Consider the following 20,233-nt stretch of genomic DNA (forward strand, 5'->3'; position numbering starts at 1 on the left):
TCAGGCCTCCTTGCGGAACATGGTGATCATGCGGTTGGCGACGAGGAAGCCGCCGAAGATGTTGATCGCGGCCACCGTCGCGGCGACGAACGCGAGCGACGTGACCAGCCACGACGCGTCGCCGATCTGGAGGAGCGCACCGACGAGGATGATCCCGCTGATGGCGTTGGTGGTGGCCATGAGCGGCGTGTGCAGCGAGTGGCTGACGTTGGAGATCACGTAGTAGCCCACGACCACGGCCAGCGCGAACACCGTGAAGTGCCCGAGGAACTCCGGCGGCGACAGCGTGATCCCGAGCGCGACGACCACGGCGCCCAGCGCGTAGAGCACCGACCGGCGCCGTGCGCGGCGCTGCGCCGCGTCGGCCTCGGCGGCCTGCCGCGCGGCGACCTCCTCGGGCGTCTCGACGGGCGCGGACGGGGCGGCGGGCGCCGCGGAGACCGCGACGGGCGGCGGCGGCCACAGGACCTCGCCGTCGTGCGCGACGGCCATGCCGCGCTGCACGGGGTCGTCGAGGTCGAGCACGAGCTGCCCGTCCTTGCCGGGCGTGAGCAGCGCCATGAGGTGCACGACGTTCGTGCCGAACAGCTGGGACGTGTGCTGCGGCATGCGGCTCGGCAGGTCGGTCCAGCCGAGCACCACGACGCCGTTGTCGGTGACGACGCGCTCGCCGGGGACGGTGAGCTCGCAGTTGCCGCCGCCGGACGCGGCGAGGTCGACGATCACCGAGCCGGGCTTCATCGCGGCGACCATGGCCGCGGTGATGGTGCGCGGGGCACGGCCGCGGACCAGCGCGGTGGTCACGACGATGTCGGCCCACGCGGTCTGCTCGGCGTACATCTGCTCGGTCAGGCGCTCCTGCTCGGCCGTGAGCTCGCGCGCGTAGCCGTCGGTGGAGACCTCCTGCGCGGCGCCGGCGGCCTGGACGAACTGCGCGCCCATGGACTCGATCTGCTCGCCGACCTCGGGGCGCACGTCGAAGGCCCGCACCTGCGCACCGAGGCTGCTGGCGGTGCCGATCGCGGCGAGCCCGGCCACGCCGGCGCCGATGACGAACACGTTGGCGGGGGCGGTCTTGCCGGCGGCCGTCACCTGGCCGGTGAACATGCCGCCGAACTCCTCGGCGGACTCGATCACGGCGCGGTAGCCGGCCACGTTGGAGAGCGTGGACAGCACGTCGAGGGCCTGCGCCCGCGAGATGCGCGGCACGGCGTCGAGCGCGAGGCCCGTGACCCGCTGCGCGGCGAGGCGCTCGGCGAGCGCCTCGTCCCCGTGCGGGGACATCATCGCCACGAGCGTCGCGCCCGGGGCGAGAGCGGACGTGTCGGCGGGCAGCGTCACGGTGGTGACCACGTCGCAGCCGAGCGCGTCGGCCCGGTCCGCGACGGTCGCGCCCGCCGCCTCGTAGGCCGCGTCGGTGAACGTCGCGGCCGCACCGGCCCCGCGTTCGACCACGACGTCGTACCCCAGGTCGCGCAGCTTGGCGACGGTGCGCGGCGTGGCCGCGACCAGCCGTTCGCCGGCGCGGTCCTCACGTGGGACGCCGATCCTCATCCGGGCCTCCTCGGGCCTGCTGTCGTCTGCCGGGCCGGTCCCGACGTCGTGCTGGTGCCGGACCGGCGGTCAGGCGGGACGTGCGTCCCGCCACCTGCGCCCATCGTCGTCGGACGCGGGTGCGGCCAGTCCGGACCTTAGGCCTAGAAAGCGCTTTCCGCTATCGGGTGACCGTGATCACGCCGTCCGAGGGGCGAGACCGCTCGTGTCACAGGGCGTCCGGCCCGCGGAGCCCCGACGCGCCCGCGGCCCCGGCGGTCTCCGCCGACCGCAGCCGCTCCTCCCAGGCCGCCGACGCGCGCCGCAGCGCCCCCTCGGCGTCGACGCCCCGCGCGTCCGCCTCGAGCACGAGCGCGAGCAGCCGCTCCCCGAGGCCGCCCGCCCCGGCTGCCGATGCGTCGGACGACGACCCGTCGGGCAACGACCCGTCGGGCAGCGGCGCCGGACGGACCTCGGGCCCGGCCGGGGCGGCGGCGTCGAGCCCGGCGCGGCGCGCCCGTGAGGCGAGCTTCTGGCTGCGGGCCAGCGCCCCCAGCGTCGCGGGCACCCCGTCGAGCGCCGACGTCCGCGCCGGCTTCTCCGCGCGCTTGAGCCGGTCCCACCGCCGGTGCTGCCCGTCGACGTCGTCGGCCGCCGCCGTGGCGTCCACGGAGGACCCCGGCCCGGCCGCGAAGACGTGCGGGTGCCGGCGGACGAGCTTGTCGGCCACACCCTCGGCGACGTCGTCGAGGTCGAACGGGTCCTGCGGGTGCTCCTGCGCGAGACGGGCGTGGAACACGACCTGGAGCAGCACGTCGCCGAGCTCCTCGCGCAGGTCGCCGCGATCGCCGTGCTCCACGGCCTCGACCAGCTCGTGGACCTCCTCGAGGGCGTACGGCAGCAGGGACTCGTGCGTCTGCTGCGCGTCCCACGGGCACCCGCCGGGCGAGCGCAGCCGGTCCATCACGGCGACGAGCCGCGCGACGCCCGCACCGTCCGGCGCGGCGGACGCGCCGCCCGGCCGGTCGGGCGTCGGTGCCGTCACGGCGTGGGCGCCGGGGACGACCCGTCCGTCACACCCTCGTCACCCGCCGCGTCGGCCAGCCCGCCCGCGGGCACGACCCACTCCGGTGCGGTCGGGGCCACGACCCCGAGGTCCGCGAACGACCCGAAGCGCGGGTTGATCTCGATGTCCGCCTCCTCGACCCGGGCCTGGAAGTCCGCGATCGCCCCCTCGGGGTCCGCGACCTCCTGCAGCCCGGACGCCGCCAGCGAGTAGCGGCCCACCGCGAGCGCCGTCTCCGACAGCTCCAGCCCGGCCGCGGCCTCCTCGCCGAGCTGCTGCGCGGCGACACCCTCGAGCAGCGCGCGGGCCTCCTCGTCGCTGGGGCCGACCCCGTTGTCCTGCGCGACCTCGCGCACGAACGGCTCCAGCACGAGGACGCCGAGCACCTCCTGCGCGCTGACCTCGGGGAACAGGGGCGTCAGCTCGTCCGTGGCCGCTGCGAGCCGGGCCGTGCTGATCTCCTGCCCGTCCACGAGCGCGGCCGCCCCGGGCTGGCCGGCGCACCCGGCGAGGAGCGCACCCCCCGCCAGCACCGTCGCCACTGCCTGCACCCGCACGCGCCGTGTGCCTCGTCGCACCACCGTCACCTCGACCTCCCGCGTCGTCGACGCCGCCATCGTAGGGCCCGCCGCGCCCGTCAGCGGGTGCCGACCGTCGCGGCGGCCGAGACGTCGCCGCGCACGACCGCGTCGATGAGCTGGGTGGCCCACGCGAGCACCGCGTCGCCGTGCAGCGGCTTGCCGCCGACGCGCGCGGTCGTGGGGAACGGGACCAGCACGGTGCGGGTCGCGGGCTTGAGCACCGAGCCCGGGTACAGGCGCTTGAGGCGCAGCTGCGCGGACTCCGGCAGCTCCAGCGGCGCGAACCGCACGAACCGGCCCTGCGCGGTGACGTCCGCGAGGCCCGCGGCACGAGCGTGCAGGCGGAAGCCGGCGACGGCGAAGAGGTTCTCCACCGCCTGCGGCACGGGGCCGTACCGGTCGACGAGCTCGGCACGGACCTCGTCGAGCGCCGCCTGCGTGGTCGCGGCCGCGAGCTTGCGGTACGCCTCGAGCCGCAGCCGCTCGTGCGCGATGTACGTGTGCGGGATGTGCGCGTCGACGGGCAGCTCGATCGTGACCTCGGGCTGCTCCTCGGGCTCCTCGCCGCGGAACCCGGCGACGGCCTCGCCGACCATGCGGATGTACAGGTCGAAGCCCACGCCCTCGATGTGCCCGGACTGCTCGCCGCCGAGCAGGTTGCCCGCGCCGCGGATCTCCAGGTCCTTCATGGCGACGGCCATGCCCGCGCCGAGGTCGGTGTGCGCGGCGATGGTGCGCAGCCGGTCGTGGGCCGTCTCGGTCAGGGGCGCCTCGGGCGGGTAGAGGAAGTACGCGTACGCGCGCTCGCGCCCGCGGCCCACGCGTCCGCGCAGCTGGTGCAGCTGCGACAGCCCCAGGCGGTCGGCCCGTTCGAGGATCAGGGTGTTGGCGTTGGAGATGTCCAGGCCCGTCTCGACGATGGTCGTGCAGACCAGCACGTCGAACCGCTTCTCCCAGAAGTCGACGATGACCTGCTCGAGCTGGTGCTCGCCCATCTTCCCGTGCGCGACCGCGATGCGGGCCTCGGGCACCAGCTCGTTGAGCCGGGACGCGGTGCGCTCGATGGACTCGACGCGGTTGTGCACGAAGAAGACCTGGCCCTCGCGCAGCAGCTCGCGCCGGATCGCGGCCGCGATCTGCCGCTCCTCGTACGGGCCGACGAACGTCAGCACGGGGTGCCGCTCCTCCGGGGGCGTGGCCAGCGTCGACATCTCGCGGATGCCCGTGACGGCCATCTCCAGGGTGCGCGGGATCGGGGTCGCGCTCATCGCCAGGACGTCGACGTTGGTGCGCAGCGCCTTGAGGGTCTCCTTGTGCTCGACGCCGAAGCGCTGCTCCTCGTCGATGATCACCAGCCCGAGGTCCTTGAACCGGACGCTGCCCGTGATGAGCCGGTGCGTGCCGATCACCACGTCGACGGAGCCGTCCGCGAGCCCGTCGACGACCTCCTTGCTCTCGGCCGGGGTCTGGAAGCGCGAGAGCGCCTTCACCGTGACGGGGAAGGCCGAGTAGCGCTCGGTGAACGTGTCGAGGTGCTGCTGCACCAGGAGCGTCGTCGGCACGAGCACGGCGACCTGCTTGCCGTCCTGCACGGCCTTGAACGCCGCCCGGACCGCGATCTCCGTCTTGCCGTAGCCGACGTCGCCGCAGACGAGCCGGTCCATGGGGACGGACTTCTCCATGTCGGCCTTGACCTCGTCGATCGTCGCGAGCTGGTCGGGCGTCTCGACGTACGCGAACGCGTCCTCCAGCTCGCGCTGCCACGGGGTGTCCGGGCCGAACGCGTGCCCGGGCGTGGCCATGCGCGCCGAGTACAGGCGGATGAGCTCGGCTGCGATCTCCTTGACGGCCTTGCGCGCCCGGCCCTTGGTCTTCTGCCAGTCCGAGCCGCCCATCCGGTTGAGGGTGGGTGCCTCGCCGCCGACGTACTTGGTCACCTGGTCGAGCTGGTCCGTGGGCACGAAGAGCCGGTCCCCCGGCTGGCCCCGCTTGCTCGACGCGTACTCCACGAGCATGTACTCGCGCGTCGCGGCGTTGGCTCCCGTGCCGATGGTCCGCTGCACGAGCTCGACGAACCGCCCGACGCCGTGCTGCTCGTGCACGACGAAGTCGCCCGGCCGCAGCTGCAGGGGGTCGACGACGTTGCGGCGCCTGCTCGGCATGCGGCGCATGTCCCGCGTGCTCGTGCCCGCCCGGCCCGTCAGGTCGGCCTCGCTGAAGACCGCCAGGCGCAGGCGCTCGTGGACGAACCCCGGGCCGAGGGGCGCCGGGGTGACCAGCACCACGCCACCCTCCGGCTCCTGCGCCACCTCGGTGACCAGACGGGCCGGGACGTCCGCCGCGCGCAGCTGCTCGGTCATGCGCTGCGCGGGGCCGTGCCCCTCCGTGGCCAGCACCAGCCGCCAGCCGTCCTGCTGCAGGCGGCGCACGTCGGCCACCGCCCGGTCGACCTCGCCGCGGTACCGCTCGACGTCGCGGGCCGCGAGCACGAGCGTGCGCACGGCGTCGACGTGCCCCGGGCCCTCGTCGGGCTCCGCCGTCGCACCCGACGGCACGGTCGTCTGCTCGTCGGCCGCCCCCGCGGCGTCCGCGTCGAGGGTGAACGGCGACAGCGTCCACCAGCCCAGACCGCGCACCTCCGCCAGGCCGCGGACCTGCGCGAACGTCGAGAACGACGCCGACGACAGGTCCAGCGGCACCTGGGCGCCGGCCGCCGCGGAGGTCCACGCCGCCGCGAGGAACTCCTCCGTGGTCGCCACCAGGTCGTGCGCGCGGCGCCGCACGCGCTCGGGGTCGACGAGCACCAGCAGGCTGTCGTCCGGCACGAGGTCCAGGACGGGGACCATCCGGTCGACCAGCACGGGCGCCAGGGACTCCATGCCCTCGACCGCGATGCCCTGCGCGAGGCGGTCGAGCATGTCGACCGCGCCCGGCAGGCGCTCCACCAGCGACGCCGCCCGCGCCCGCACCGCGTCGGTCAGCAGGATCTCCCGGCACGGCGGCGCCCACACGCCGTGGTCGGCGACCTCGAGCGAGCGCTGGTCGGCGACGGAGAACCAACGGATCTCCTCGACGTCCTCGCCCCACAGCTCGACGCGCAGCGGGTGGTCCTCGGTGGGCGGGAAGACGTCGAGGATCCCGCCGCGCACCGCGAACTCCCCGCGCCGCTCGACCATGTCGACGCGGGTGTACGCCGCGTCGACGAGCCGGGCCGCGACGTCCGCCAGGTCCACCCTGTCGCCGGGCCCGATCTCCACGGGGCGCAGCTCGCCCAGCCCGTCGACGACCGGCTGCAGCAGCGCGCGCACCGGCATGACGAGGACCCGCACCGGACCGGCGGGGCCCGCCTGCTCGGTGGGGTGCGCCAGGCGGCGGAACACGGCCAGGCGCCGGGCCACCGTGTCCGAGCGGGGGCTCAGCCGCTCGTGCGGGAGCGTCTCCCAGCTCGGCAGCACCGCGACGTCGTCGGCGCCGAGGTAGCAGCGCAGCGCGGACGCGAGCTCGTCGGCGTCGCGCCCCGTGGCCGTGACCACGACGAGCGGCCGCCCGGCGGACGCCGTGCCGCCGGGGGCCGTGGCGCCCGCGAGCGCCGCGAGCAGCGGGGGGCGTGCGCCGGCGGGGCCGACGACGTCGAGCGCGCCGCGGGCCCGCACCGAGGCGAGGGCCTCGGCAGCGGCGGGGTCGGCGAGGAGCGCGGGCAGCAGTCCGGTGAGGTCCATGTCTTCCTTCACGTGTCCGGAGTGCCGGGCCGCGCACCGACGCGAGGGCGTGCGGGTGCGCAGACGCAGCACGGACGCCCCGGATCCGTGCGGACCGGGGTGCGTGACGAGTCTACGAGCCGCCCCCGACACCGGCCCTGCGGGGCGCGGGGCCGGACGGACCGCGAGGGTGGGCGGCCGGACGGAGCTGCCGGACGGAGCCGTCCGGCCGGGGTCAGCCGACCTCGGCCGCGCGCGTGTCGGCCCCGTCGAGCGCCGCGAGCGCGCGGCGCAGCGCCGTGCTGGACGTGTGCATCGTGTACGGGAAGTAGATGACCTCGACGCCCACCGCGGCGAAGTCGCGCTCGAGGCGGTCGCCCTTCGGCGTCCCGCGCCAGTCGTCGCCCTTGAAGATGACGTCGAAGCCGACCTCGCGCCACGTCTCGACCTTGTCGGGCTGGGTCTCGGCCACGACCTCGTCGACGTAGGAGATGTGCCGGACGATCTCCATGCGCTCGGCGAGCGGGACCATCGGGCGGCGCCCCTTGGTCGTCTCGAGCACCTCGTCGGCCACGACGCCGGCGATGAGGTAGTCGCACCGGCGCTTGGCGTGGCGCAGGATGTTGAGGTGCCCGACGTGGAACAGGTCGTACGCCCCCGGTGCGTACCCGACGATCCGTGCCATGGCGCCCTCCCGACGACGTCCTTCCTGCGCGGCCCGCCCCGTCGAGGACCGTGACACCGCGTCGTGCGGCGCCCGTGGGACGACACTAGGCAAACCGGACGGGTCAGACATAGCGCTCCGGCCCCTCGTCACCCGGTCGGCACCGCATTTCACCCGCCGGGGCCGGCGGTGAGGGCGCCGGACGGCGCGACGCCCGCGATGCTGGTCCGGACGGGCGTCGCGCGTTGGACCGACCGGGCGAAATCCGGCAGGTTTTCACAATTCGCCCACCTGCTGCGGGGCGAGGTCGGGCGAGGATCGTCGAGAATCGAACGCACCGATCCGCGGTGGGACTCCGGCGCGTCGGGCGCCCGCCGTCCCGGGCCGCCACCGAAGGGACCTCTTGATGGAGCCGGCCGAGTACCTCGCCGCACTGCGCAAGCACTGGTTGGTCGTCGCCGTGCTGGCCGTGCTGGGCTTCGGCGCGGCCTACGCCTGGTCCCAGACCCTGCCCCCGAGCTACCGCACGACGTCGAGCGTGTACGTCACGGTGCCGCAGACGACGTCGGTCGGCGAGCTCGTGCAGGGGTCCACGTACGCGCAGGCGAGCATCGAGTCCTACGCCCAGCTGGCGACGAAGCCGTACGTGCTGGACCCGGTGATCGACCGGCTCGACCTCGACACCGACGCCCGGTCGCTCGCGCGGTCCGTCACGGCGACGAGCCCGCTGAACTCCAAGATCCTGGAGATCTCGGCGGTCGCGGGCGACCCGGACAAGGCTGCCTCGATCGCGAACGCCGTGAGCACCCAGCTCGCCACGGCCGTCGAGGACCTCGAGGGCGAGGGCGCCGACGGTGCGCCGAACGTCGAGATCACCGTGGTCGCGCAGGCCGCGCCGCCGTCGTACGCGTTCTCGCCGAACACGAAGCTCAACGCGGCCACGGGGATGGCCGTCGGGCTGGTCCTCGGCGTGGTCCTCGCGCTGGCCCGCACGGTCCTGGACACCCGCGTGCGCTCGCTGCGCGACGTGCGCCGGGTGACCGGCACCGCCGTGCTGTCGACCGTGCGCTTCGACCGCAAGCGCCGCAAGGCGCCGCTCGCGATGGTCGACGACCCCTTCGGCGACCGCGCGGAGGCGTACCGCAAGCTGCGGACCAACCTGCGCTTCCTCACCGTCGCCGGCCCGAGCCGCTCGATGGTCGTCACGTCGTCCCTGCCGACCGAGGGCAAGAGCACGGCGGCGATCAACCTCGCGATCGCCATGGCCGAGGGCGGGGCGCGCGTCGTGCTCGTCGACGCCGACCTGCGCCGCCCGTCCGTCGCCCGGTACCTGGGCCTGGAGGGGTCGGTGGGCCTGACGACCACGCTCATCGGCGAGGCGCGGTTCGAGGACGTCGTGCAGCCCTGGGGCGACGGGACGCTCCACGTGCTCCCCGCGGGGCAGGTCCCGCCGAACCCCAGCGAGCTGCTGGACTCCCCCGCGATGGCGGACCTGCTGCGCGACCTCGGCGAGCGGTACGACGTCGTGGTCCTCGACTCGGCGCCGCTGCTGCCCGTGACCGACGCGGCCGTGCTGTCGCGCATGACCGACGGTGCGCTCGTCGTCGTCGGGTGCCGGCGGGTGCACCGGGCACAGCTGCAGGACGCGCTGACCTCGCTCGCGGCCGTCGAGGCGCGCGTCCTCGGGCTCCTGCTCAACCAGGTGTCGTCCAAGGACTCGGGCGCCGCGGTGACGTACGGCTCGACGCCGCAGTCGACGGCCCGGGCGTGGCCGACCACGCGCCGCACCGCCCGGCGCGGCACCGCCTCGCACGCCGCGCCCCCGCGCCCGGTCGCGCCCGCGGCGGCGGGACCGGCCGGGTCGTCCGTCCGCCGGCTGCCCGACGAGGGTGAGATGCCCACCGTCGCGGTCCCGATCGTCACCCTCGGCCAGCGCGTCGCGGCCGGTGCCTCCGCACCGGTGCCGGACGCCGGCCCGGTCCGCCTCTTCATCGGTCCGCCACCGCCGCCCGCGCCGGCCCCGGCGCCCGAGGTGCCAGGGCCCGTCCGGGTCGCGTCCGCGCCGGACGAGCCCGACGAGCCGGGCCGTCGCGGCCCGGCGAGCGCGCCCACCCCGGCGGCGCCCGCCGAGCACCCCGCCGACGACGAGCCGTCGTCCGACGCGCTCGGGCCGCTGCTCGGGCCGCTGTCCGACACCCGGCTGCGCGACACGCAGGCCGGCGCGACCACGTCGTCGTGAGCGTCGTGACGGCGGCGACGACGGCGCCCGCCGGGGACGCCCCCGGGTCCGGCGTCGTCGGGCCGCCCGCCGGCACGGCCACCACCCCCGCGCGGGTGCGCGTCTCGACCCGGCTCGTCGCGGTCGGTGCCGTCGCCGCGCTGACGCTGGAGATGCCGCTCGTCGACGCGTTCACCACGGCCGTGATCGTGCCGCTCGCGCTGACACCCGTGTGGTGGTCCGCGACGCGCCGGTTCGTCGGGGCCCGCACGCTGCTCGCGCTCACGGGCCTGGCGCTCGTCACCGGGCTGTGGCTGTCGGCGTCCACGTCCGCGACGCACACCGTCGACCCGACGCTGCTGCGTGCGCACGTGCTGCTGATGCTCGGCGGGGTCGCGGGGATCGGCCTGCTGCTGTGGGCCCGGACGGTCGTGCCCGTGCGGGTCGTGGCGCTCAGCGCCGCCGCGGGCCTCGTGATGCGCCTCGCCCTGGAGCCGATCAACCCGGCCAACCCGTGGAAGTACAACTTCTCGTACGCGCTGACGGTGCTGGCGCTCGCGCTCGTCGTGCGGCGGCGCCCACGGCCCGCGGAGATCGCGCTGCTGCTGGTCATCGCCGCCGTGAGCATGCTCAACGACTCCCGCTCGGCGTTCGCCACGCTCGTGCTGGCCGCGCTGCTGGTGCTGTGGCAGCTGCGCCCGCGCACCCTGGGGCGGCGCGCCAGCGCGATCACCACGCTGGCGTTCTTCGGTGCCGTGACGGCCTGCGTGTACTCCGTCGGGACCAACCTCATCCTCGAGGGCTACCTCGGCGAGGAGACGCAGCAGCGGTCGATCGCGCAGGTCGAGGCGTCCGGGTCGCTGCTGCTGGGCGGGCGGCCCGAGTGGGGGGCGAGCGTCGCCCTCTTCACCGAGCAGCCGGCGGGGTACGGGATCGGGGTCGTCGCGAACCTCGACGACATCCTCGTCGCGAAGTCCGGCATGGCCGCGCTCAACTACGACCCGAACAACGGCTACGTCGAGAACTACATGTTCGGCGGGGAGATCAAGCTGCACTCGGTGCTCGCGGACCTGTGGTCGCGGCACGGCCCCGTCGGCCTGGTGCTGGCCGGCTGGATGCTGGGGCTGGCGGTGTGGTCGCTGGCGAGCGCGGTCGCCCGCCGCGTCGCGACGGGCCTGGTCATCTACCTCACGTGCCTCATGCTGTGGAACTTCGCGTTCGGCCCCATCTACAGCGCCATGCCCATCCTCGTGCTGGCGTTCGGCATGCTCCTGCTGCCCCGCCGCGGCGTCGACGCCGGGCACGCCACCCTCGACGAGAGGCCCGCATGACCACGGACCCGACCGCGCCGGTGACCGTCCTGGAGTCGTTCCCCGCGCCCCGGCGCACCACCAACCCGTACCTGGCGCGGCTGCCCGCCGAGCTCCCGCCGGACGTGCGGGCCGTGACCTTCAGCTGGCGCACCGCGCTCGTCGGCCGGTACGACGTGTTCCACGTGCACTGGCCGGAGAAGCTCATGCGGGCCTCCACCCGCCCCCGCACGCTGGTCAAGCAGCTGGCCGCCGCCGCGCTGCTGGCCCGGCTCGCGCTGACCCGCACGCCCGTGGTGCGCACCCTGCACAACACCGACCCGCACGAGCCCGGCGGGCGCGTCGAACGGCTGCTGCTGCGTGCCGTCGACCGGCGCACCGCGACGTGGATCATGCTCACGCCCGACACCGTGCGCCCGGCGACGGCGAGCCCCGGCTCGACGGCCGTGACGATCCCCCACCCGCACTACCGGGACTGGTACGCGACCGCCGCGCGCACGGCGCCGCGGCCCGGCCGGCTGCTCTACTTCGGCCTGGTCCGCCCCTACAAGGGCGTCGAGGACCTGCTGGCGGCGTTCGCGGACGTCGACGACGACGACCTGACCCTGCACGTCGTCGGGAGCCCCGAGTCCCCGGCGCTGCGCGACGCGATCGCCGCGCAGGCCGCGACCGACGCCCGGGTCGGCCTGCGCCTGGAGTACGCCGACGACGACGTGCTGGCCGCCGAGGTCGGCGCGGCGCAGGTCGTGGTGCTGCCCTACCGGCGCCTGCAGAACTCCGGCGCCGCGCTGCTCGCGCTGTCGCTGGACCGCCCCGTGCTGGTGCCCGCCGGCGCGACCGCGACGCGTCTCGCGGCGGAGACCGGCCCGGGCTGGGTCACCACCTTCGACGGCACGCTGACCCCCGCCGACCTCATGCGCGCGCTCGACGCCGCGGCCGCGCTCGACCTGGGGACCGCCCGGCCCGACCTGAGCACCCGTGACTGGCCCGGCGTCGCCGCCGCCCACGCCGCCGTGTTCCGCGCGTGCGCCCGCCCCGCCCCGCACCCGATGCCCGCAGGAGCCGCCCGATGACGACGCCCGCCGCCCCGACGACGTCCGTCGAGGTCGTGTTCCGCGCGGAGCGGGACGTCACCACCTGGAGCGGGCGCCACGCGCGCGGGGAGGTGCCGGGGCGCTGGCCGTACGGCCTCGACCTGCTCGAACGCTCGGGCGTGCCCGTCACCACGGCGAGCCTGACCGAGCCGGGGCGCGCCGCGGTGCTCCGGGCCCGGGTGCGCGACCTGCTGCACCGCGGGCCGCGCACCGGCACCGACCTGGGCATCGCGTGGGACGAGAACCTCGCCCGGCGCATGCTCGTGCTCGCGCCGCACGCCCGCATGCACGCCGGGGCGATCTGGCTCACCGACGCCCACGCCGCCGACCCCACGTCGGACCGCGTGCGACGCACCGTCGCGCTGCTGCGCCGCATGGACGGGGTGTTCGTCAACAGCCGCGCCCAGGTCGAGCCGCTGCGGCACGCGCTCGGCGCGGACGGGCCGCCGGTGTCGTTCTTCACGTTCGGCGTCGACGCGGACTTCTTCCCCGCGCGACCGCCCGCCGAGCGCCCGCTGGTCGTGAGCATCGGCGGCGACCGCGACCGGGACCCGACCACGCTCTTCGCCGCCCTCGAGGCCGTGCACGCCGCCCGCCCCGACGTCGAGATCGTCGTGCAGAACGCGTCGGACGTGCCGCCGCCCGCGGGCGTCACCAAGATCCCCCGGCTCACGCACGTCGAGCTGCGGGACCTGTACGCGCGGGCGAGCGTCGTCGCCGTCGCGACCCGGCCCAACCTCCACATGTCGGGCCTGACGGTGTCGCTGGAGTCCATGGCGACGGCGCGGCCGGTCGTCCTCACGGCCACCCCCGGCGTCGAGGACTACGTCGAGGACGGCGTCAACGGGCTGCTCGTGCCGCCGCGCGACCCGCGGGCGCTGGCCGGTCGCGTGCTCGACCTGCTGGCCGACCCCGACGCGGCGGCCGCCACGGGCGTGCGGGCGCGGGCGCGCCTGGAGGAGCGGTTCACGTCCGCGCACATGGTCGCGGCGATGGCCGCGGCCGTGGGCCTGCCCCCGGCACCCTGACGGCGCGACCCGTCGCCGCACGGGGTGCGGCCCGGTGCTCGGGCCTGTGCTCGGGCCTGTGCTCGGCCCGACGGTCGGTCGCGGTCCGGGTCAGGCGCGCGAGCGGCGCCGGGGCCGCAGCCGGCGGCCCAGGCCGCGGACGAGGCTGCGGCCGTAGTCGCGCAGCGTCACCAGGTCCGAGCGGCGCACGCCGTGGAAGTCCCGCATGCGCACACCGAACAGGCGGCCCAGGAGCACCTCGTTGAGGGCGCTGGAGATGACGTACCCGACGAGCGTCGCGACCGCCGCACCCATCGCCCCCCAGACGGGCACCAGCAGCACGAGCAGGCCGATGTTCACCACGCACGCGACGACCAGCGCGAGGCTGCGCAGGCCCGGACGACCACGGGCGCTGAGGCCGGCGCCCGCGATGGAGCCCGGTGTGCTGACCAGCACGGCCACGAGCAGGAGCCACGCCACGGGCACGGCCCCGGCGAAGTCCGCGCCGAACAGCGCCGGCAGCCACCATGCCATCGTCACGCCGAGCCCGAGGGCGACGACCGCGCAGATCAGCGTCGAGATGCGGGCCGCGGCGGCGAGGCGCGCGTCCTCGCTGCGGTGGGCGTCGGTCACGAACGTCACGTCGCGGACGGCCCGGTGGATCACGAGCGGCAGCTCGCTGACGTTGACCGCGACCACGTACAGGCCGAGCTCGTACGCGCTGCTCAGCGGCGTCATCAGCGTCTGGTCGATCCGCGAGAGCAGGATGCCGCTGATCGTGCCGATCCACAGGCGCAGCCCGTAGCCGGTGAGGGCCTTCGTCGAGGCGAGGCCGCCGTCGTCGTCGGGCGCGGCCTCGGGCAGCCGGCGCGGCAGCACCAGGTAGGCGATCGCGCCCATCACCGGCATCGCGGCGAGCACCACGGTCGCGGTGAACGGCGTCAGGTGGTCCGTCAGCCACAGCGGCACGAGCACGAGCAGCCGCAGGCCCGACGCCAGGACCTTCTCCCACGCGACGAGCGCCCACAGCTGCAGCCCGGACGCGATGCCCCGCAGGACGCCGAGCAGCAGCGTCGGCAGCACCGCGAGCGACGCCACGGCCATGAGGTGCTGGATGCCGATGTCCCCGCCGCTCAGCCATGGCCGCGCGAGCAGCACCGCGGCCGTCGCGAGGAGGCCGGCCAGGACGACGATGAGGGCGCCGTTGCGCGCCGCGAGCCGCACGAGCCGGGGGTGGCGCGCGACGGCGTACGACACGGCCTCCGGCACGCCGAACGTCATGAGGGCGATCGCCAGGCCCAGCGGGGCGGTGGCCGCCGCGACCTCGCCACGACCCGCGACGCCCAGCGCCTGGGCGAGGATCGGCCCGCTGGCGAGCGCGACCACCGGCGGGAAGAGGTTGCCGACGAGCGTGATCGTCATCGAGCGCGCGGTCCCCCCGCGCGCGGCGCTCACCGGGCCCCCGGCACGTGCGCGGCACGCACCGTGCGGTTGCCGTCCCGGGCGTACTCCACGTACACCGTGCCGTAGGCCCCCGCGAGCATGCCGGTGCCCCGGGCCAGCGTGCGCCGGCCGCGGGCGTGCTGCGCCGCGGAGCCCGTCAGACGCCCCACCACCACGCGGGCCGCACCGCCGAGGGTCCGCACCAGGCCCTCGCCCGTCAGGCGCAGGCGCACGAGGGCCCGCCCGAGCGGCCCCGGCGCCAGCACGACGGAGGTGCGCGCCCACGTGTTGCCGGAGCGGAACGCCCGGGCGAGCACCCACGTGCGGGTCACGCGGTCCGGGGGCACGACGTCGACGACGACGGCCTCGTCGCACCACACGATCCGCCCGCCGGCCCCGGACAGCTGGCGGGTGATGAGCATGTCCGAGCCGCCCGACAGGCCGAACGCCTCGTCGAACCGCAGCCCGAGGGCGCGCAGACGGTCCAGGTCGAGCAGCAGGTTGTTGGTCGCCGCGACGTCCGTCGTGGTGCCCGTGCGCAGACGGCGCCGGTCGAAGAACCGCCCCGCCCGCACCCACGCGTCGGGCTCCTGCACGAACTCGCTGACGACCGGGCCGACGACGGCCTCGGGCCGGTCGACGAGGTACGTGTCGACGAGCAGCCGCAGCCACCGGTCGACCGGGCGCTCGTCGTCGTCGACGAAGACGACCACGCGGGCGTCGCCGACCTCGTCGAGCGCACGGTTGCGGGCCGCGGCGATGCCGGGGCGCGGCTCGTGCACGTGCACGACGTCCACGCCGACGGCGTCCTGCGCCGCCCGTGCGACGACGTCCTGCGCCCCGCCGTCGGGGTCGTTGTCCACGACGAGGACCCGTGCCGGCGGGTCGAGCGTGCGGGCCTGCGCCACGAGCATCGGCAGCACGGCCCGCAGGTCGTCGGGGCGCCGGTAGGTCAGCACCGCGACGACCGTGCGCGGGTCCGCCCCTGCGGCCGGGACGCCCGTCGAGGCGCCCGCCCCCGCCGGACCGGTCGGCCCGGCGCCCCCCGCGTCGGTCACGTCCTCGGTCACCGCTGCCCTGCCCCCCGTGCTCGCGCGCCACCCGGAGCCGTGGGGTCCGAGGTCGTGCCGCCGATCATGGCACGACCGGGCGGGCCGTCAGGTCGGTCCACCGCACCGTGAGCGGCAGCACGGTGCTCGACGCGGACGTGTACACCGACACACCCACCCCGCCCTCGCCCTGCAGGGCCGCCACCGTGCTCGACGAGGTCAGCGTCCAGGCGGCCGGCTCATCGGTGCCGGCACGCCAGACCTTGGCGCGCAGCGCCGTGGTGCCGCTCCCGTCGACCTGCAGGCGGACCCGCAGCTCCTCGCCCGCGGCGTACGTGATCCCCGGCACGTTGACCTGCGTCAGCGTGGTCGTCGTGGTCCCGGTCGTCGAGATCAACGACGCCCGGACGACGCCCGTGGCGAGCATCTTCAGCCGCAGGCGGTACCCCTCGGTGGCCGACGTCGACCGGCCGACGAGCTCGACGTCCGTCCCCGCGCCCGACGGCATCGCGTCGAGCGTGAAGCCGCCGGTCAGGTCGGTGCTGGTCGACGCGACGGGCAGGAACGACGAGAGCCGGAAGCCGGCACCCGTGACCCGCACCGCGCCGGCTCCGTCCGCGACGGAGAAGTTCGCCGCGCCCCCGGAGACGGTCCACGCGCCGCCCGTGCCGGCCTCGCCCCAGCCGCCGGTCGTCGACCGGTCGAAGGCGTCCTCGGCGAACGGGGTGTCCGCCGGAGGGGTCACGACCGTGACCTCGTCGGTCGCGGACGCGGTCGCGCCACGGTCGTCGGTCACGGTGAGCGTCACCGTGTAGGTGCCGTCGGCCGCGTAGGTGTGCGTCGCGGTCGCGCCCTCACCGGTACCGCCGTCGCCGAAGTCCCACGCGTACGTGACCAGCTCGCCGTCCGGGTCCGCCGATCCGGCCGCGTCCACGGAGACGTCCAGCCCGGTGGCCGTCGCCTCGAAGGCGGCGGTCGGTTCGACGTTCGGGGCCACGGCCGTGACCGTGCGCTCGGCCGTGGCGCTGCCGCCCCGGTCGTCGGTCACCGTGAGCGTCACGGTGTACGTGCCGCCCGCGGCGTACGTGTGCGCGGCGGTCGCGCCCTCGCCGGTGCTGCCGTCGCCGAAGTCCCAGGCGTAGGTGACGAGCGTGCCGTCCGGGTCCGCCGAGGCGGAGCCGTCGACCGTGAGGCCGAGGCCGTCCGCGGTCGCCTCGAGAGCGGCGGTCGGCAGCTGGTTCGGCGCCACGACCGTCACCTGCTCCGTCGCGACCGCGCTGGCGCCGCCGTCGTCGGTGACTGTGAGACGGACCGTGTACGTGCCGGCCTCGGCGTAGGTGTGCGACGCGGTCGCGCCCTCACCCGTGCTGCCGTCGCCGAAGTCCCACGCGTACGTCGCGACGGTCCCGTCCTCGTCGGTCGACCCGGAACCGTCGACCGCGACCGTCAGGTCCGTCGCCGTGACGACCGCGTGCGCCACCGGCGCCACGTTCGGCGGGGCGCCGGTCGTGCCGAGCGCGTGGTGCAGCGCCACCGTGGCCGGGTCGAGCACCGAGGAGTAGACCGCGACCTCGTCGATCGTGCCCGCGAACCACGGCTGCGGGCCCCACGTCGTGTCGCCGAAGATCCGCCAGTACCCGGTGTAGCTCTGCGCGGCGGTCTGCGGGTGGGTGCCGACGAGCGCGCCGTCGACGTACAGGCGCATGCCGTCGGGGCCCTGCGTGGCGACCATGTGGTGCCACGCGCCGTCGTTGTACGCGGACGGCGACGTGATCGTGCTCGCCGTCCCCGTCCACACCCCGAAGGTGAGGCGGCCGTTCGTCTCCATGTACACGTGCCGGTCGTGGCTGCCGGACGTGCCCGACGCCGTGCTGGCGAAGCCGATGAGCTTGCCGCCCTCCGTCGTGGTCGTGCGGAACCAGAGCTCCTCGGAGTACGTCGTCGGGTTGGTGAACGCCTGGTCGCTGGACACCGTGGTCCCGGTCAGCCCGGCGCTGCGCACCGCGGTGTCGCCGACGCCGACCAGGGCGCCCTCCTGGCCCCGGGTGTACACGCCGCGGTAGGTGCCGGTCACGCCGTTGCGCCCGGAGTCGGCCGCGACGGTGCCGGTCGTCTCCGACAGGCGCCAGTACAGGTCGGGGTCGGCGGCGTGCACGGCGGCGCCGTACGCGTCGGCCGGGGCGGGCGTCACGGTGGAGGTCCGCCCGGACGCCGTCCAGTGGCTGCTCACCTGCGCGGCCGTCAGCGGCGCCGGGTAGACGGCGACGTCGTCGATCGAGCCGGCGAGGTACCCGCTGGTCGGGGCGTTGGGCCAGCCGCTGACGCTGTCGCCGCCGACCCGCCAGTACCCGGTGTAGGCCTGGCCGGACACCGTGTCGGTCCGCTGGCCGACGCGTCGGCCGTCGACGTACAGGCGCATGCCGCTCGCGCCGAGCGTCGCGACCACGTGGTGCCACGCACCGTCGTTGTAGGCGGTCGTCGTGGTCAGCGAGCGCACCGCGCCCGGGTACACGCCGAACGTGATCCGCCCGGCGTTGTCCATGTACACGTGCCGGTCGTAGCTGGTCGAGGTGCCGGTGGAGGCCGAGCCGAACCCGACGATCTTGCCGCCGCGGGTCGAGGTCGTGCGGACCCACGCCTCGACGGAGAGCGAGTCGCTCGCCTGCTCGGCGAGGGCGGTCGAGGCCAGGCCGGTGGACGTGCCGCCGAAGGTCGCGGCCGCGTCGTCGCCGATCGCGCCCTCGGTGCCGCGTGTCACGCCGGAGCCCGTGGTCAGGTCGGCGGGGCCGGCCCAGTCGTACGCAGTGGTGCCGGAGTCCTCGCCGAGCGGCCAGTAGTGCACCGCACCGTCCTCGAGCACGTCCCGGCTGTAGGCGGAGATGTCGCCGTCGGTCACGGTGACGGTGATCTGGTTGGTGATCGCCGTGTTCCCGAACGGGTCGGTCGCCCGGACCCGGTACGTGTACGTCTGGCCCGGCGTCAGCCCGGTGTCGAGGAAACGCATCGCGGGGCGGTCCCAGACCACCGACGACGCGACCTCGGTGTGCACGACCGTGCCGTTGCGGGTGACGGTGTAGGTGAGGTCCTCGTTGTCCCGGTCGTAGTTGGCGCCCCAGCTGAGCCGCGCGGTGCCCGCCTGGTAGGAGACGCCCGTCAGCGGCCAGGTGTCCGAGGCCAGGCGCGGGCCCTGCTTGTTCGGCGCCGTCTCGGTGCGGGCGAAGCGGGCCAGGCCCTGCTGGCCCTTGTTGTTGACGATCGTGAACTCGCCGCCGTAGAGCAGGTACTCGTCGTCGCCGGTGACGGTCCACGGTCCCTGCCCCTGCCCGGTGTACGAGCCGGAGTTGATCTCGGGGTACCAGTTCAGCAGGGTCGGCGCGGGGTTGCCCGCCCAGTTGAAGTACCCGTGCGGGTCCTTGGTGACCGTGCCGGTCGCCTCCTTGGAGAAGGCGAGGGCGCGGTAGAAGGTCCACTGCGGCTCCGTCTGGGGGAAGCCGCCGATGTTCCCGCAGTAGTGCGGGTGGCCCGCCACGTACAGCGCGTCCCCCTGCGGCCAGGCCGCGTAGGTGTCGCCGTGGCAGTCCTCGACCCACACGAGCGCGCCGGTCGACCAGCTGCCGCGCGCCGCGCCCTCGAGGTTGCCCGTGCTGCCGAACACGTAGCCGGTCACGTAGAAGCTGTCCCCGTCGGTCGACAGGCTCGTGATCGAGGCCTGCGTCGACCCGTTGCGGACGAGTGCGTTGAGCGGCAGCGGGAGCGACGCACCGCTGACCGCGTCGACGCGCGCCAGGCCGTAGCCGGGGTTGTTGGAGCCGTTGACCGCGGTGAAGCTCCCGCCGATCAGCACCTGGGAGCCGTCGGGCGAGACGGTCAGCGCGCTCACCGACCCGTCGGCGACCTCGGGCGCCCACGGCAGGACCGCACCGGTGGCCGCGTCGAACGCCGCGACCCGGTTGCGCGCCTCGCCGCCGGCGTTGGTGAAGACCCCGCCCACGTACACCGTGGTGTCCGTCGCCACGATCGCCCGCACCTGGGCGTCGACGCCCGGTGCGAACGAGGACAGCAGCGCCCCGGTGGCCGCGTCGAACGCGGCGATGCGGTAGCGGGCCTCCCCGGCGATCGACGTGAAGTTGCCGCCGACGTACACGCGGCTGCCGTCCGGCGACGCCGCGACCGCCCGCACCTGCGCGTTCGGGTTCGGGGCCCACGACGCGTCGAGCACCCCGGTCTCGAGGTCGTACGCCAGCAGGTTCGCCCGTGCGACGTTCTCGGTGCCGGCCTTCGCCCCCGCCGGCCGGGCGTTGGCGAAGTCCCCGCCGGCGAACACCCGCGAGCCCGCGATCGCCTGCTGCCACGCCACCCCGTCGATCTGCACGGTCGGCAGGGAGTCCGCCGCGGCGGTCTGCGCGACGCCCTCGGCCGGGCGGGTGTCGGCGACGGCGGCGGGTGCCGCGACGGCCGTCGCCGCCGCGACGAGCGCGGTGGCGACGAGGGCCGAGATCGTGCGGGAGAGTCCGCGGGGAGCACGCATGAGGGCCACCTCGTGATCGGTGCGCGGGCGGGGGTGCCGCGC

Annotated in this window: 12 protein-coding genes; 4 read left to right on the plus strand and 8 right to left on the minus strand. The window is 75.3% G+C overall.

The genetic code is table 11. The annotated features are described in order from the left end of the window. From FBY24_RS02365 to FBY24_RS02385, 5 genes are all read right to left on the minus strand, one after another. Entirely contained in the window at positions 1–1,554 is a 1,554-nt protein-coding gene (locus FBY24_RS02365) for a Re/Si-specific NAD(P)(+) transhydrogenase subunit alpha (RefSeq protein WP_142157722.1), read from the minus strand. Between the two features lie 208 nt (positions 1,555–1,762). Continuing rightward, the gene (locus FBY24_RS02370) at positions 1,763–2,578 is read right to left on the minus strand and encodes a MazG family protein (protein WP_255432175.1); all 816 of its coding nucleotides are present in this window, start codon (positions 2,576–2,578) and stop codon (positions 1,763–1,765) included. Further along, the gene (locus tag FBY24_RS02375; protein ID WP_142157724.1) at positions 2,575–3,156 is read right to left on the minus strand and encodes a hypothetical protein; all 582 of its coding nucleotides are present in this window, start codon (positions 3,154–3,156) and stop codon (positions 2,575–2,577) included. Before FBY24_RS02375 ends, FBY24_RS02370 begins: the two co-directional genes overlap by 4 nt. A gap of 80 nt (positions 3,157–3,236) precedes the next feature. Continuing rightward, positions 3,237–6,899 (minus strand): transcription-repair coupling factor, encoded by a 3,663-nt coding sequence (gene mfd, locus FBY24_RS02380; protein WP_142157726.1) that lies wholly within the window; start codon positions 6,897–6,899, stop codon positions 3,237–3,239. Between the two features lie 214 nt (positions 6,900–7,113). Continuing rightward, entirely contained in the window at positions 7,114–7,563 is a 450-nt protein-coding gene (locus FBY24_RS02385; protein ID WP_142157728.1) for an adenylyltransferase/cytidyltransferase family protein, read from the minus strand. 385 nt (positions 7,564–7,948) lie between these two features. Here FBY24_RS02385 and FBY24_RS02390 point away from each other — a divergent pair, with 385 nt between their 5' ends. From FBY24_RS02390 to FBY24_RS02405, 4 genes are read left to right on the plus strand one after another with little or no spacing between them, the layout of a single operon-like run. Continuing rightward, entirely contained in the window at positions 7,949–9,781 is a 1,833-nt protein-coding gene (locus FBY24_RS02390) for a polysaccharide biosynthesis tyrosine autokinase (RefSeq protein ID WP_142157730.1), read from the plus strand. Further along, complete coding sequence (locus FBY24_RS02395) at positions 9,778–11,091, plus strand: O-antigen ligase family protein (RefSeq protein ID WP_142157732.1); 1,314 nt, start codon at positions 9,778–9,780, stop codon at positions 11,089–11,091. Before FBY24_RS02390 ends, FBY24_RS02395 begins: the two co-directional genes overlap by 4 nt. Further along, positions 11,088–12,143, plus strand: a complete 1,056-nt coding sequence (locus tag FBY24_RS02400; RefSeq protein ID WP_142157734.1) for a glycosyltransferase — start codon at positions 11,088–11,090, stop codon at positions 12,141–12,143. The genes FBY24_RS02395 and FBY24_RS02400 overlap by 4 nt, the downstream gene beginning before the upstream one ends. Continuing rightward, a complete protein-coding gene (locus tag FBY24_RS02405) occupies positions 12,140–13,192 on the plus strand; it encodes a glycosyltransferase family 4 protein (protein ID WP_142157736.1) in 1,053 nt (350 codons plus the stop codon). Before FBY24_RS02400 ends, FBY24_RS02405 begins: the two co-directional genes overlap by 4 nt. A gap of 90 nt (positions 13,193–13,282) precedes the next feature. On the opposite strand, the gene FBY24_RS02410 is transcribed toward FBY24_RS02405, so the two are convergent. From FBY24_RS02410 to FBY24_RS02420, 3 genes are all read right to left on the minus strand, one after another. After that, positions 13,283–14,593, minus strand: coding sequence for an oligosaccharide flippase family protein (locus FBY24_RS02410; RefSeq protein ID WP_142157738.1), 1,311 nt, complete (start codon positions 14,591–14,593; stop codon positions 13,283–13,285). A 29-nt stretch (positions 14,594–14,622) separates the two neighbouring features. After that, complete coding sequence (locus FBY24_RS02415) at positions 14,623–15,684, minus strand: glycosyltransferase family 2 protein (protein WP_255432176.1); 1,062 nt, start codon at positions 15,682–15,684, stop codon at positions 14,623–14,625. 64 nt (positions 15,685–15,748) lie between these two features. Then, positions 15,749–20,191, minus strand: a complete 4,443-nt coding sequence (locus FBY24_RS02420) for a PKD domain-containing protein (RefSeq protein WP_142157740.1) — start codon at positions 20,189–20,191, stop codon at positions 15,749–15,751. Between the last annotated feature and the right edge of the window lie 42 nt (positions 20,192–20,233).

Origin of the sequence: Cellulomonas sp. SLBN-39, assembly GCF_006715865.1 — a bacterium.
Taxonomy (GTDB): domain Bacteria; phylum Actinomycetota; class Actinomycetes; order Actinomycetales; family Cellulomonadaceae; genus Cellulomonas.

Excerpts from the sequence above, each read along its gene's own strand:
- FBY24_RS02365 (WP_142157722.1), bottom strand. The coding sequence starts at position 1,554 with ATGAGGATCGGCGTCCCACGTGAGGACCGCGCCGGCGAACGGCTGGTC.
- mfd (WP_142157726.1), bottom strand. The coding sequence starts at position 6,899 with ATGGACCTCACCGGACTGCTGCCCGCGCTCCTCGCCGACCCCGCCGCT.
- FBY24_RS02385 (WP_142157728.1), bottom strand. The coding sequence starts at position 7,563 with ATGGCACGGATCGTCGGGTACGCACCGGGGGCGTACGACCTGTTCCAC.
- FBY24_RS02390 (WP_142157730.1), top strand. The coding sequence starts at position 7,949 with ATGGAGCCGGCCGAGTACCTCGCCGCACTGCGCAAGCACTGGTTGGTC.
- FBY24_RS02400 (WP_142157734.1), top strand. The coding sequence starts at position 11,088 with ATGACCACGGACCCGACCGCGCCGGTGACCGTCCTGGAGTCGTTCCCC.
- FBY24_RS02405 (WP_142157736.1), top strand. The coding sequence starts at position 12,140 with ATGACGACGCCCGCCGCCCCGACGACGTCCGTCGAGGTCGTGTTCCGC.
- FBY24_RS02410 (WP_142157738.1), bottom strand. The coding sequence starts at position 14,593 with ATGACGATCACGCTCGTCGGCAACCTCTTCCCGCCGGTGGTCGCGCTC.
- FBY24_RS02420 (WP_142157740.1), bottom strand. The coding sequence starts at position 20,191 with ATGCGTGCTCCCCGCGGACTCTCCCGCACGATCTCGGCCCTCGTCGCC.